We start from the raw sequence: 13,435 nt of genomic DNA, 5'->3' as shown, positions 1-13,435 counted from the left end.
TTATTTCAAAACAAATCTCCCGGTCACCGGGTTATGGTCACTGTTCTCGAAGTTCAGATCGTGTCCGGTGACATCGACGATTTTGACATTCGGAGAGACAAGAAAGCCGTCGATGACAGCGAGAAAATTAATCCCTGGCCGATACGCGGTATCCAGCGTGCGGACGGAAGGCGTGCCCGGATCTACCGCCCATTGGAAGCCAGCCGGAGCGAAGGTACCGGGAAAAGGCTGCAGCCACTGCGGCCATTTCTGCTGCGACGGAAATCGGCTGTGATCGGTTCCCGGCAAGGCGTGGTTCCAATCTCCGCCGAGAATGAGATAGTTGTTCTTCTTCATTTCTTGATGAATATGGTCCGCCAGGAAGTCAAGCTGTTGTTTGCGGATGGCGCCGCCCTTGTCGAAGGCCGATAAATGCAGGTTGATCAAGACGAGTTCTTTGCCGTTATCGACGGGCAAGCGGCTCTCGATAAATGCGCGATCCAGCTCAAATAGCTGAACAGGCCAACTCTCTTTGCCTGGCAGATCGACGCGGGTATGGGAAGTGCTGTTGGACATGGATACCGTCAGTAGTCCGCTCTGGACCGCACCCATCGGATGAGTCAGCGGCACGGGAACCCAAGCCACCTTATAGTTATAGGCAAACGTGCTGCTATATTCCGGCAGACGGTCGCTAATGATCTGGACTTGGTTCATATGATTGCTGCGTGAAGAATTAACGTCTACTTCCTGCAGCATATACAGATCGGAGCGGGCGCCGCTTAGAAAATCGGTAATGGCGCGCAGGTTCGCTTCTGTTTGTTCCTTGCTGCCGGATCGGGACATCGTTCCGCCATCCATGAAGAAGTCCTGTCCTTTGTCAAGGCCGGCGTAGCCGAGATTGAATGTCGTGACAGTGAACGGCTGACCCTGCTTCAGCGTAGAGGTGTTGTTATTGTTGGTTGGAAGCTCCACTTTAGCAGGGGGCTTATAATCAACCGCTGTCATATAGATGAGAAAAAGGGCAAGTGCAGCAATGGGGGGGAGCGCGATCCAGGCCAACCATGGTAACAATTTTTTGATCATCAGATCGTAGTTACCTCCCTACATGATCATTCTTGCCGCGCAAGTAACCAGCCTTGAAGTCCCGGCCCGCAGCAGGACAGGGGCGGTTCACGACTAGCCGATATCGGACTCAGCCTTCCAGACGATACTGGAAATTAAAAAGACAAGTAGAGGATGAGGTGGTTGCATAGGTTTGTAGCAAATTTAAAGGAAGGCCAACTGGGGGAAATGCTTCTCATTCCGGAGGTGACTAACCAAAAAAAAGGGATTTGAAATTTTGAAAAAGAGGCCTCCTTGTTGATAGAATTGGCGCTACCACAGAACCAAATTCAGGAAGGAGGCCTCTCATGAAAAGGAATACCGTTCTTCCGCTTGTTGTTGCTTGGGCAGCTTTCTGCGGAATGGACGGTTTCTGTTGCTTGTCACAGGCGGGACTTACTTCTGGTCCTGAGCAAGGAGCGTGCTAACCTTTTCCACCAACCCCCCGAAAAACCGGACCGCCTGGCGCAGAGGCTCATCCGTATCCATCTCCACACCGGCGGTCCGCCAGAACGCCAGCGGTGGCAGTGTTGCTCCCGCTTTCAGGGCCGTGAGCCACCGTTCTGCTGCCGATGCTCCTTCCGCCCTAATTTGCGTGGTTATCGCAAACGATGCGCTCATGGCCACGGCATAGGAGTAGGGATAGAGACAATTATCAAAGTAAAGATGCGGATACAGTGCCCACTCCATCTGGTTCTCCTCTTCCAGTACCAGCTCATCGCCATAGAAGTCCTGCCAGATCTCGCGGTGCAGCGCCAGCACCGTCTCAACGGCAACCGGCTTGCCTGCCTCCACCAGATCGAACAGCCGTTGCTGCAGCCTTTCAATCAGGAGCATGGCCGAGAAGTGATTCGCGAAACTAACTTCCAGCAAACACCGGGCCGCGGCAAGCGCCTTTCCCTGGTCGCTGCCGGCGGACAGGTACTGATAGCAGAGCCATTCGTTGGCTGTGGAAGCGGTCTCTGCAACCAGACCGCCGTACCCGCTGTCGCCGATGGACTGGTTCCGGTTAATCAGGATGCTATGGACCGTGTGTCCCAGTTCGTGCGACAGGAGCATCACATCGCTTAGCTTGTCGGTCCAAGTCGTCATGATGAACGGATGAACCCCGTATTGGCTGGTGCTGATGGGAAGGGGAAACCTGCCCCGGTTATCCGCCCGGTCGACCCACCGCTCCCGCAGGGCCGTGTCGACCACCCGCACATACTCCTGACCTAGTGGCTCCAGCGCGCTGCGCAGCAGGTCCCCTGCTTCCGCGAAGGAGGTTTGCTCCGGTTGATCCAGCAGAGGCGCCGTTAGATCATATGGATAGAGCCGATCAACCCCCCACAGCCGCTTGCGCAGGCGGAGCAGCTGGCGGGCCACGGGCCTGGCCTCCTCCAGCAAGGTATCCACCGCCCGGCGGTAGAAGGCGACATCCAGGTGGTCCGGGAACAACAGCATCTCGGCGGCGGAGCCAAAGCGGCGGAGACGGGCGAGATCGACTTGTTTGCGGACGTGATTGATCAAGTTGGCGCCCAGGGTGGACTGGTGAGTTCGCAACCCGGCCATCAGGGAGGCATACCCGCGGCGCCGGAATTCTCGATCGGATGAGTAGGCGATGTGAAACAGCCAGCGGTCGATTGAGACGGCGTGGGAGGTGCCGTGGCTGTCGGCGACCGACTCACACCGCAAATCCGCGTTTACGATCTGCTGATAGATCTGGAAGGGGGTCTCAAGGATTTGGCTGAGGCCTGACAATACCGCCTCGCCCTCCCGACTCAGGACATGCGGGCGTCGGCGGATTAGCGCTCTTAACTGATGAGAATAGGCCCGCAAGACAGGCTCCTGGGCGTACCGCTCCAACTGCCCGTCGGGCAAGCCCAGCAGTTCCGGCTCAATGAACGAGGCTGCGGCAGTTATTTTCCCGTGGGCCGCACTCGCCCGACCGACCATCGCTAGATTGGCCGGGTCCGATCCGTCGCCCATCTGGTGCAGGTGGGCATAAAAGGTGACTCGACCGGCCTGTTCTTCGAGCACATCCCTCAATTGCAGGCAGGCGAGCAGAGTCTCCGCGCTTTCCCTCAAGCGGCCCTCGTATTCAGCTAGCGAATCCGCGTTTAAGCGGACAAGGTGCTCTTCCCAAGCGGCGTTGTTCGGATAGATTCCTGTAACATCCCACTTGAGCTCTTCAGGCGCCTGACTACGCGTCGGGCGTTCAGACATGGAGCTATCCCCTTGGACAGATTTTTCACCATTCATATGGAAATCACCTCATTTGGGATATAATATATTAGTTTACAGTATATTGGAATAGTCATCAAACTTAGATTCAAGTCCTTGCCTTCTAAAACGATAGCATGAAAATGTGTTCAAAGCCCGTATGTAAACGGGCTGTAAGGGTAGTTAGATATAGGCCATGTCTACCAGTAGAGGGCATCCAATATCTATATTACCAATATATTCCCAAAAGTCTTTATTATTCATGGAAGCATGACCAGGAAGTACGAAGGAATCCCCTACGCTTCAAACCTTGAAAGAAGACGCTCGGCGCGAGATTCATAAGTACCGTATGGGAAAACCAGCCTGCTGCGTCGGAGTAGGACATACTCTCGGTGCAGCAGGTACAGAGCCGATAGCGCGGCCCTACATTCCAGCGGGAGGTAGAAAGCCATGCAGAAAGCCGACGGAAACGGGGCAGCTGTAGATGGTAGAGTGCGGGTCACGGATGGGGAAGAAAGGTTAATGAAGCTTATCGGGACAAAATCAACGAATAATGGCGATAGTTTTTCGGAAAGCTTGTAAAAGGTGTAAAGCGAAATACCCATTCTGAGACAGGAGATGTGGAACAGTGGCAAATGAATTTCTAACCTTGGCCCAAAAAAGGCGGACCATTTACACATTAAGCAAAGAATCGACCGTTCCGGACGATAAAATCCGGGAAATCGTCTATGAAGCGGTGAAGCATACGCCTTCCTCCTTCAACTCGCAAAGCGCCCGGGCCGTTATTTTGTTCGGAAAGCATCACGATAAGCTGTGGGAGATTACGACGCAGGTGTTGAAGGCGATTGTGCCGGAAGACCAGTTTGCCTCGACCCAGAAGCGCATGGACGGGTTCCGCGCCGCCTACGGCACAATTTTGTACTTCGAAGATATGGCCGTGGTCGAAGCGCTGCAAGCTCAGTTCCCCACCTATCAGGAGCGGTTCCCAACCTGGTCTCAGCAATCGTCGGGCATGCTCCAGTATGTCATCTGGACCGCGCTGGCGAACGAAGGCTTGGGGGCATCGCTGCAGCATTACAATCCGCTGATCGACAAGAAGGTAAGAGCAGAATGGAGCTTACCGGAAACGTGGGAGCTTATCGCCCAGATGCCGTTCGGCAAGCCTATAGCGCCTCCTGGCGACAAGGAGTTCAAACCGTTGGAAGAGCGTGTTAAAATTTATACTTAAGGAGCATGCTAACAAGCAGCCGACCGGTGTGGAGGTTTATGTCCTGTCGGTCTACCGGCTGCCATGGGGAAGTCTGCACGATCGGGGGCAATACATATGGATGCGAAGAAAGCGGCCGGCGAGAAAGCGGCGGAATACATAAGCGATGGGATGAGAATCGGTCTTGGCACCGGATCGACGGTATATTGGACCATTCTCAGAATCGGCGAGCTGGTTAAGGAAGGGTTGCGGATCGAGACTGTGCCGACGTCTGTCCAGACCGAAAAGCTGGCGCGCGAGGCGGGCATTCCTCTTCTTTCGCTTGCCTGGCTGCAAGCGCCATTGGATCTGACCGTGGACGGTGCGGACGAGGTCAGTCCAAAGGATGAACTGATCAAGGGTGGCGGAGGAGCTTTGCTGCGGGAGAAAATGGTTGCGTCATTTTCATCCCGGTTCATTGTTGTCGTCGATCATTCCAAATGCGTGCCCGTATTGGGCCGGTTTCCGCTTCCCGTTGAAGTGGTGCCGTTCGGTTGGGAAATGACAAGCAGGCAGCTGGGGCAAATGGGCTGTGAACCGGTTTTGCGGATGAAGGATGGGGCTCCCTATGTGACGGATAACGGAAATTACGTGATTGACTGCCGGTTTGGGTCGATTCCGAATCCCGGCGAATTGAGCGTGGAGCTGAACAAACTGCCCGGAGTCGTGGAGAACGGATTGTTCGTCAACATGGCGGATCTGATCGTGGTAGGGCATCCCGACGGAACGGTCAGGACGAAGTCCAGATCCTGATTTTTTTTCTAAATTGACTATTGACAAGGATCACAAAAACATATATCTTAAATTTAAGATAATTAAATCAAAGACATCTGCAAGGAGGAGTACAGGATGCATAAACGGTAGCGAGCGACAGTGGAACGTTTAGGAAAGTGTAGTCCGTGTGGTTGGTTGGGAAGTAAGGCGGCTTGCTTGGAATGAAGGCATAAACACATAGAGGCGTGAAGGCGTGAACGTAGCGCCGAGATGCCGTGAAGCTATGGGGCCATGTGTAGGATAAGGAAGTTACGCTAAAATATCTTAAAATTAAGAATAACAAATTAAAAATAATGGAGGACGATGATGATGTTGGCCTTGGGATTGCTGTTGGTTCGGTTGGTGGTTGGGCTGCTGTTTATCGGGCACGGGGCGCAGAAGCTGTTCGGCTGGTTCGGCGGCCACGGTCCGAAAGGGACCGGCGGGTGGATGGAGTCGGTCGGTATCAAGCCGGGCGTCGTCATGGCGGTACTGGCCGGGTTGATGGAATTGCTCGGAGGCGTCCTTTTTGCAGCCGGTCTGCTTACCCCGCTGGCTGCGGCGCTTATTGCCGCGACCATGCTCGGCGCGATCGTGAAGGTGCACGGTCCAAACGGCCTGTGGTCTACCGCCAACGGGTACGAATACCAACTCGTGCTGATGGTTGTCGTGATCGGCGTGGCTTTGACGGGCGCTGGCGCTTACTCGCTGGATGCGTTGCTTAAATAATTTGGCACGGACCATGAAATGATTAAATATAGAGGAGGATTTCCTATGACATTACAAACATTCGGCATTCATCATATTACGGCTTTTGCAAGCGATCCGCAGGGCAATGTCGATTTTTACGCAGGCATTCTGGGGCTGCGTCTGGTGAAGAGAACGATCAACTTCGACGCTCCCGAGGTATACCATTTGTACTTCGGCAACGAAGCGGGAAGCCCGGGAACGATCATAACGTTCTTCCCGTGGCCGAACTCGCGCAAAGGCCGGGTCGGCGGCGGTCAAGTCGGCATAACGACGTATGCCGTCCCTACGGGCGCTCTCGGGTATTGGGAGGACCGTCTCGCAAGCTTCGGGATTGCCGTAACCAAAGCAAACCGCTTCTCGGAGACGTCCTTGCAATTTCAGGACAATGAAGGGCTGCGGCTGGAGCTGGTCGAACGAGAGGAAGGACCGAGCAGCGGATGGTCGTTCGGCGGGATTCCGGCCGACAAAGCGATCAAGGGCTTCGGTGGCGCCGTTCTATTCAGCACCGATCCGAATAAAACGACGGACGCGCTGGTGCATCTGCTCGGCTTGGAAAAGGTTGCGGAAGACGCTGAGTACGCCCGCTTCCGGTCCGCCGGAGAGCTGGGCAACATAATCGATGTTCCGCTCGAGGCTGTGAGCCGGGGCAGCGACGGGGCGGGGACCGTTCATCATATCGCCTGGCGCGCGGCGGATTACGAGCAGCATGCCCAGTGGCAGAGTGAAGTGCAGAGCTACGGCTACCGCCCGACGTCCATCATCGACCGCCAATATTTCAACGCGCTCTATTTCCGCGAGGCTGGGGGCATCCTGTTCGAGATCGCGACCGATCCACCGGGCTTCACCCGTGACGAACCCGCCGAAACGCTGGGCGAGAAATTAATGCTGCCCGCGTGGTATGAGCCCCATCGCGCTGCGATCGAAGCGAACCTGCTGCCGATTGAAGTGAGAGCATTGGAGGGGAAACGCGCATGAAGCATATCTTCGAAAAGGGCCGCCGCGAAGAAGCGCCGACTTTGGTGCTCTTCCATGGTACGGGAGGAACCGAGCGGGATCTGCTGCCGCTGGCGAAGCGTATAGCGCCGGATTCCTCCGTACTCAGCCTTCGGGGCAATGTGCTGGAAAACGGCATGCCGCGCTTTTTCCGTCGGCTCGCCGAAGGCGTGTTCGACGAAGAGGACCTCATCTTCCGCACCCGGGAAGTCAGCGAGTTTCTAGATCAGGCCGCCGGGCAATACGGGTTTGACCGCAGCCGCCTCGTCGCAGTAGGCTATTCCAATGGAGCCAACATCGCAGGCAGTCTGCTGTTTCACTACCGGGACGCCCTGCAAGGCGCGATCCTGCACCATCCTATGGTTCCGCGAAGAGGCATCGCGTTTCCGGATTTGTCCGGTATCCCGGTCTTCATCGGAGCGGGGACGAACGATCCGATCTGCTCGGCGAGTGAAACCGAAGAGCTGGAGGGGCTGCTTAGCGGGGCGGGAGCTTCGGTGACGGTCCACTGGGAGCGGTTCGGCCACCAGCTTACGCCGACGGAAGCCGATGCGGCCGCGGCTTGGTTCCGAAAGCAGTTCGGGCTGTAATCGGAATTGGCGAAACGAACGAAACGAAGGCGCAGGAAGTACATGTTTGCATAAAGCAGCGAGGCCTTGGGCCGTCTGGAAGCAGGGGGGAACCTTGCTTTCCGACGACCCAAGGCCTGTTTATGTTGTCTGCCCGGGGGCGAAAGATGGTACAATTAAGCTGAAGATACCGGATGGAGTACAAGCGGTGAGGCGTCGTTTGGAGGGCATACTGACGGACAGAATGAACGGGAAAGGGGCGCGTGCACCTTGAACGGTAGTCAAGGACGCCCGTGCCCAACTATCCCCCACAGCAAAAGTTTTGCCGCCGGAGCTTTCTTAGTGAGAAAGCGACAGCATTTCCTTCATATCGTCTTGAGTGTTGCCGATCAGCTTCAGTCCGAATGTGTCAACAAGCACGTTCATGACGCCCGGATTGATGAATTCCGGCGGTTTCGGGCCGATGCGGATATCTTTGATGCCGAGGCTGAACAGGCCGAGAAGAATCGCGACCGCCTTCTGCTCGAACCAGGAGAGCACGATGCTGACTGGCAGGTCGTTCACGCTGCATCCGAAGGCATCGGCCAACGCCAGGGCGATTTTGACCGTGGAGCCGGAATTGTTGCACTGGCCTAAATCGATGTAGCGCGGAATGCCTGTATCGGCCACGGTGCCGTAATCGACGTCGTTGAAGCGGAATTTGCCGCAGGATGTGGTCAGGATCACGGTATCGTTAGGCAGCGAGGTGGCGAGCTCGCGGTAATATTCGCCGCCGCTTCCCGGGGCGTCGCAGCCGGCAATGACGAAGAAGCGTTTGATTTTGCCCGCTTTGACCGCTTGAATAATCTCCGGAGCCAGGCCGATCACGGTCTCGTGATGGTAGCCGGTCATCAGCGTCTGGTCCGACTCGATCCGGGCTTCCGGCAGCGATAAGGCTTTCTCGATCAGCGGGGTGAAATCGTCGTTGACGATTTTGGTGACGCCTTCCAGACCCGCAATGTCGTAAGAGAAGAATCGGTCGGCGTAGGAGCCTTTGATCGGCATGACACAGTTCGTTGTTGCCAGAATGGCGCCCGGGAATTTCTCGAACAGGCGGCGCTGGTCGTACCAGGCTTTTCCGATATTGCCTTTTAAGTGCGAATACTGTTTCAGCTTGGGATAACCGTGGGCGGGAAGCATCTCGGAGTGCGTGTAGATGTTGATCCCTTTTCCTTCGGTCTGCTTGAGCAGCTCCTCCAAAGCGTACAGGTTATGCCCGGTAACGACGATGGCATGCCCTTCGATGCTGTTCTGTGGCACGGCTACGGGCTGCGGGATGCCGAAGTGCGTCGTATGCGCCCGGTCCAGCACATCCATAATTCGGACGGCCGCCGAGCCGACCTTCATGGCCATGTCGATATGCTCCTGCAGGTTGAAGTTGGAGTTCGTCAACGTCATGTACAAAGCTTCGTGCGTAATCCGGTCGACCTCCGGGTCGGAATAGCCGAGCTGTCTTGCATGTGTGGCATAGGCGGCAATGCCTTTCAAAGCGAAAATCATTGTATCCTGCAAGCTTGCAATCGTTTCATCTTTGCCGCATACGCCGATCACCTTACAGCCGCCTGTCGGGGTCTGTTCACATTGATAACAAAACATCGCGAATCCCTCCGTTACGTTTGGTTTGCTATGTCAAAAGCGTAACACGAGGAAGCTCGGAAAAATGTGATTGAAAGCACATCAATCATGGCAAAGTCGCAACATCCGGGTCCGCCGCGGGCGGTAACCTACATTACTTATTGCGTAAAGGAGCGTACGAGCGTGTTTGGCATTCATCATTATTTCTTGTTTGTAATCGCTGGAATATTGCTTATCGTGACCCCGGGCTCGGATACAATGTACATCATTGCCAGAAGCGTGGCGCAGGGCAGAAGAGCGGGTATTTGGTCCACCATGGGGATTGCGGCGGGGACGCTTATCCACACGCTGCTTGCGGCACTGGGGTTATCTTTTCTTCTGGCCAAATCACTAGTGCTGTTTACGGTCATCAAAATGATCGGGGTCGCCTATCTGATCTATCTTGGGATTACTATGATTGTGTCGAAGTCCTCCGCCATTGCACCGGACTCTGGATCGGTAGAGTTGATGAGCACGCGCAAAATTTTTGTCCAGGGCATGATTACGAATATAACTAATCCGAAGGTGGCGTTGTTCTTTATCGCCTTCCTTCCCCAGTTTGTAGACAATCAGGCTCATAGTCCGTTGCCGTTCGCGATTCTGGGCGCGACGTTTATTTTCACCGGCATGTTGTGGAGCAGTCTCCTTTCTTATCTCGCAGCGTTCGCGACGGGGAAGCTAAGGAGGAACCTCAAGATCGGCCTATGGCTGAACCGGATCACTGGCGGCGTCTTCATCCTGATGGGAGCCAACTTGTTCCGCGCCAAAATCTCCAACTGACGCATTGCACAAAAAGATCGTCTCCAGCCGCAAGGGTTGACGGAAGACGATCTTTTTCATGGTTAGGGCAAGCACAGTTTTTCGTGATTTGTGGATAATGTGGATAAAATGTTCATAAGTTTGTGGATAAATAAGTATTGCGCCGCCGCGCATCAAGTGATTTGGATCTGCCAGCGGCATGCTTAGCTGCAAACGGTATTAGCTTCTGACGTCGAGTAGCACTTTTCCCGTGCTTTGGCGGCTTTCCACCCATTCGTGGGCTTGGGCGGCTTCGGCCAAAGGAAAACGTGCGCCGATCTTGATCGTCAGGCGCCCGTCGGCCAAGTACGGCAGCACCCGCCCGGCGACGCCGCGCAGCAGGTGGGGACGCTTGCTCCGGGTCGTGCCCAAGCTGAACCCGAGGACGGAACGGCAGCTCGCATGCAGGTCCGAGGTCTTGATGTTCCCCGCAGGGCCGCCTGAGTTGCCGAAATGGACCAAACGGCCATAAGGAGCCAGGCAGAGCAAGCTTTGCTCCGTTACGGCGCCCGCGATCGAGTCCAGAACGACGTTTACGCCTTCCCCGTTCGTCAGGTCGTTGACCTGCGCAGCGAAATCCCCCTGCGTGTAAGAGAGCACATGATCTGCGCCCGCCTCCAAAGCGATGCCCGCCTTGCTTTCGCTGCCGACGGTTCCGATCACCTTTCCCGCGCCCAAGAGCTTCGCCAACTGGATGGCCGTCGTGCCGACGCCGCCTGCCGCCGCATGGATTAGGACCGTCTCGCCCGGCTCCAGTCTGGCAATGTCCGCGAGCAGCTTATACGAAAGGAACGAAACGATCGGGCAGGCGGCCGCCGTATCGAAGCTAAGGCTGTCCGGGATGGCGAACGTCAGATTTTCGTCCGCCGCGATATATTCGGCATAGGAGCCGTGATGAGGAAAAGCGATGACGCGCTGTCCGACCTGCAGCTGCCGGACCTCGGACCCGACCTGCTCGACCGTCCCGGCCGCATCCAGTCCCGGAATGAACGGAAGGGTCCCGCCCTTTTTCCCGTATCTCGACTTGATATCGGCAAAATTGACGCTGGTCGTCTCTACGCGGATAAACACTTGGTTCGGACCGATGCTTGGCTTATCGACGTCCGTGTAGCTCATGTGCTCCGGACCGCCGAATTGCGTTACCTGAATGGCTTTCATGCTTGTTTCCTCCTCTGTGAGCAGATGACAAGGATGACTTCGCCGGACCGCCGGAAAATTCCTTTATAGGTTGAGTGGCACGAAGACAATTGACCGCTACTCCAGAAAATGATCGATAAAGCGGCGGGCGGCTCTGGACAAATAGCGGTTGTTCAGCCATAGAATGCCCACGTCGGATTGAAAATCGGCATCGGACAGCGGAAGCGTTCGGATCGACGGGAGAGGGAACGCCGTCATGACGGATTTGGGCAGCACCGTTGCTCCGAGTCCGGCCGCGACCATGGCGATAATGACCGCGACGCTGGAGCACTCGCAGATGATGCGCGGCTCGAAGCCGTGACGGCGGCACTCGGTGACCACCCGGTCGTGCATGCCGGTCGTCCGGTCCGTTTTGAGCGACAGAAACGGGAAGTCCGCCAGCTCCTGCATGCGGATCGTCTCCTGCGCCGGGTCCGGCAGCCACTTGCCGGGGATGACGACGACGAACGGATCGGACGGCAGCGGCCGTACCGCATACGACTGCGACTCGGAGGAAGCCTCGAAAGGGAGCCGGGCGACGATCAGCTCGACGCTCCGTTTCTCCAATTGCTCCCCGAGGAGGAAATGATCGCCTTCCCAGATGCGGAAGGTCACCTCCGGGTACTTCTCCCGGAACGTTTCGATGCGCTGGGGCAGAAGCGAGATGCACGAGACGACTGCGCCGATGGATAGCACGCCTTGGACGCTCTCGTCCAGTTCCTTCACTTCCTGCATCGATTCATTAAACTGATGCAGCAGGCTTTCCGCCTTCTGCCGCAGCAGCTCTCCTGCATGCGTCAGCCGTAGCCGCTTGCCGTCCCGGTCGAACAAGGTCACCCCGAGCTCCTCCTCCATCAGCTTGAGCTGCCGGCTGAGCGGGGGCTGCTCCATATTCAGCGTCTTGGCCGCGCGCGTAATTTGTCCTTCCTTCACAATTGCCAAAAAGTATCTCAGCTGACGCAAGTCCATCTCTGGACGCTCCTTTCATTCATACCTTCAAGGTATCGTTCTCCAATAAAACAGATATTTTCAATATATCGGAAGAACTGATACCATTCAACTAATACAATAAGATACAATAAGAATAAACCTTTGAAGAGGAGATGCGAAGAATGGCCCTTACTATCGAAGTGGAGCGGACTCAGGCTCCAAAACAAAAGCCCGATGTAAGCCGAGTTGGGTTTGGAACCGTATTCACGGATCACATGTTTATGATGGATTATGAGGAAGGCGGCGGGTGGCATTCTCCCCGGGTCGTGCCGTACCAGTCGATCACCATGGACCCGGCCGCGAAAGTGTTTCATTACGGCCAGACGGTATTCGAAGGGCTGAAAGCGTACCGTACGGCGGACGGACGCATTCTGGTGTTCCGTCCGGATCAAAACTTCAAGCGCTTGAACCATTCGAACGACCGGATGAGCATTCCGCATCTGGACGAGGAGCTGGCGCTGGAAGGCCTGAAGAAGCTGGTCCAAACGGACCGGGATTGGGTACCGGAAGTCGAGGGCACCTCGCTGTATATTCGTCCGTTCATCATTGCGACGGAGCCCGTACTGGGTGTCGCCGCTTCGAAACGGTATATCTTCATGATCATCATGTCGCCAGTCGGAGCGTACTATGCCGAAGGCATCCGTCCGGTCAAAATTCATGTCGAATCGGAATTCGTCCGCGCCGTCCCTGGCGGAACCGGCAGCGCGAAGACGGCAGGAAACTACGCCGCGAGTCTCAAGGCGCAGGAGGAAGCCGCGCTGGAAGGGTATTCGCAGGTGCTGTGGCTCGACGGCGTGCATAAGAAGTACGTGGAAGAAGTCGGGAGCATGAACGTCTTCTTCAAGGTCAACGGGACGGTCATCACCCCGGCGCTGAACGGCAGTATTCTGAAAGGGATCACGCGGGATTCGATGATTCAATTGCTGCAAAGCTGGGGCGTTCCGGTCGAGGAGCGGCCGGTCAGCATCGAAGAGCTGTACGAAGCGCACCGGGCGGGCACGCTTGAGGAGGCGTTCGGTACAGGAACGGCAGCGGTCATTTCCCCGGTCGGCGAGCTGAATTGGCGTGGCGAGAAGCTGACCATCAACGGCGGCGAGACCGGCGAGCTGTCCGCGAAGCTGTACGAGACGCTCACCGGCATCCAGAGCGGGAAGCTCGAAGATAAGCTCGGCTGGATGGTGCAGGTGTAGGTTCGGGACGGAATGAAATGGTCATGGTTTATTTC

At 55.9% G+C, this 13,435-nt stretch carries 13 protein-coding genes; 8 read left to right on the top strand and 5 right to left on the bottom strand.

Annotation, left to right across the window (positions count from 1 at the left end; translation table 11 throughout):
- Positions 1-984, bottom strand: coding sequence for an endonuclease/exonuclease/phosphatase family protein (locus tag BLO51_RS17840; protein ID WP_245719722.1), 984 nt, complete (start codon positions 982-984; stop codon positions 1-3).
- 492 nt (positions 985-1,476) lie between these two features.
- Positions 1,477-3,285, bottom strand: coding sequence for a M3 family metallopeptidase (locus tag BLO51_RS17835; RefSeq protein WP_167670248.1), 1,809 nt, complete (start codon positions 3,283-3,285; stop codon positions 1,477-1,479).
- 447 nt (positions 3,286-3,732) lie between these two features.
- On the opposite strand from BLO51_RS17835, the gene BLO51_RS30870 reads away from it, so the two are divergent.
- The 6 genes from BLO51_RS30870 to BLO51_RS17810 all read left to right on the top strand — a co-directional run bounded on the left by BLO51_RS30870 (position 3,733) and on the right by BLO51_RS17810 (position 7,614).
- Positions 3,733-3,864 carry a hypothetical protein gene (locus tag BLO51_RS30870; RefSeq protein ID WP_281180384.1) on the top strand — a complete coding sequence of 44 codons (132 nt, stop codon included), beginning with the start codon at positions 3,733-3,735 and terminating at the stop codon, positions 3,862-3,864.
- Between the two features lie 46 nt (positions 3,865-3,910).
- On the top strand, positions 3,911-4,510 hold the full coding sequence (locus BLO51_RS17830) for a nitroreductase family protein (RefSeq protein ID WP_090674048.1): 600 nt from the start codon (positions 3,911-3,913) through the stop codon (positions 4,508-4,510).
- Positions 4,511-4,606: 96 nt separating this feature from the next.
- Positions 4,607-5,281, top strand: coding sequence for a ribose-5-phosphate isomerase RpiA (gene rpiA, locus BLO51_RS17825; RefSeq protein WP_090674046.1), 675 nt, complete (start codon positions 4,607-4,609; stop codon positions 5,279-5,281).
- A gap of 330 nt (positions 5,282-5,611) precedes the next feature.
- On the top strand, positions 5,612-6,010 hold the full coding sequence (locus BLO51_RS17820; protein ID WP_090674083.1) for a DoxX family protein: 399 nt from the start codon (positions 5,612-5,614) through the stop codon (positions 6,008-6,010).
- 45 nt (positions 6,011-6,055) lie between these two features.
- Entirely contained in the window at positions 6,056-7,006 is a 951-nt protein-coding gene (locus BLO51_RS17815; RefSeq protein ID WP_090674044.1) for a ring-cleaving dioxygenase, read from the top strand.
- On the top strand, positions 7,003-7,614 hold the full coding sequence (locus BLO51_RS17810; RefSeq protein WP_090674042.1) for an alpha/beta hydrolase: 612 nt from the start codon (positions 7,003-7,005) through the stop codon (positions 7,612-7,614). Before BLO51_RS17815 ends, BLO51_RS17810 begins: the two co-directional genes overlap by 4 nt.
- A gap of 318 nt (positions 7,615-7,932) precedes the next feature.
- Here the strand turns inward: BLO51_RS17810 and hcp are convergent, their stop codons facing one another.
- The gene (gene hcp, locus BLO51_RS17800) at positions 7,933-9,228 is read right to left on the bottom strand and encodes a hydroxylamine reductase (RefSeq protein WP_090674039.1); all 1,296 of its coding nucleotides are present in this window, start codon (positions 9,226-9,228) and stop codon (positions 7,933-7,935) included.
- Positions 9,229-9,390: 162 nt separating this feature from the next.
- On the opposite strand from hcp, the gene BLO51_RS17795 reads away from it, so the two are divergent.
- Positions 9,391-10,026 carry a LysE family translocator gene (locus BLO51_RS17795; RefSeq protein WP_090674037.1) on the top strand — a complete coding sequence of 212 codons (636 nt, stop codon included), beginning with the start codon at positions 9,391-9,393 and terminating at the stop codon, positions 10,024-10,026.
- Between the two features lie 198 nt (positions 10,027-10,224).
- Here BLO51_RS17795 and BLO51_RS17790 read toward each other — a convergent pair whose 3' ends face one another.
- Together BLO51_RS17790 and BLO51_RS17785 are read right to left on the bottom strand one after the other, a co-directional pair.
- Entirely contained in the window at positions 10,225-11,202 is a 978-nt protein-coding gene (locus BLO51_RS17790) for a quinone oxidoreductase family protein (protein WP_090674035.1), read from the bottom strand.
- A gap of 96 nt (positions 11,203-11,298) precedes the next feature.
- Positions 11,299-12,189, bottom strand: a complete 891-nt coding sequence (locus BLO51_RS17785) for a LysR family transcriptional regulator (RefSeq protein ID WP_090674034.1) — start codon at positions 12,187-12,189, stop codon at positions 11,299-11,301.
- 143 nt (positions 12,190-12,332) lie between these two features.
- Here BLO51_RS17785 and BLO51_RS17780 point away from each other — a divergent pair, with 143 nt between their 5' ends.
- Positions 12,333-13,400: a branched-chain amino acid aminotransferase gene (locus tag BLO51_RS17780; protein WP_090674032.1), complete on the top strand. Its 1,068-nt coding sequence runs from the start codon at positions 12,333-12,335 to the stop codon at positions 13,398-13,400.
- The last annotated feature ends 35 nt before the right edge of the window (positions 13,401-13,435 follow it).

This window comes from Paenibacillus tianmuensis (assembly GCF_900100345.1).
GTDB classification, from domain to species: domain Bacteria; phylum Bacillota; class Bacilli; order Paenibacillales; family NBRC-103111; genus Paenibacillus_G; species Paenibacillus_G tianmuensis.
The sequence above is the reverse complement of the archived record's forward strand: the minus strand, read 5'-3'. Positions and strand labels throughout refer to the sequence as shown.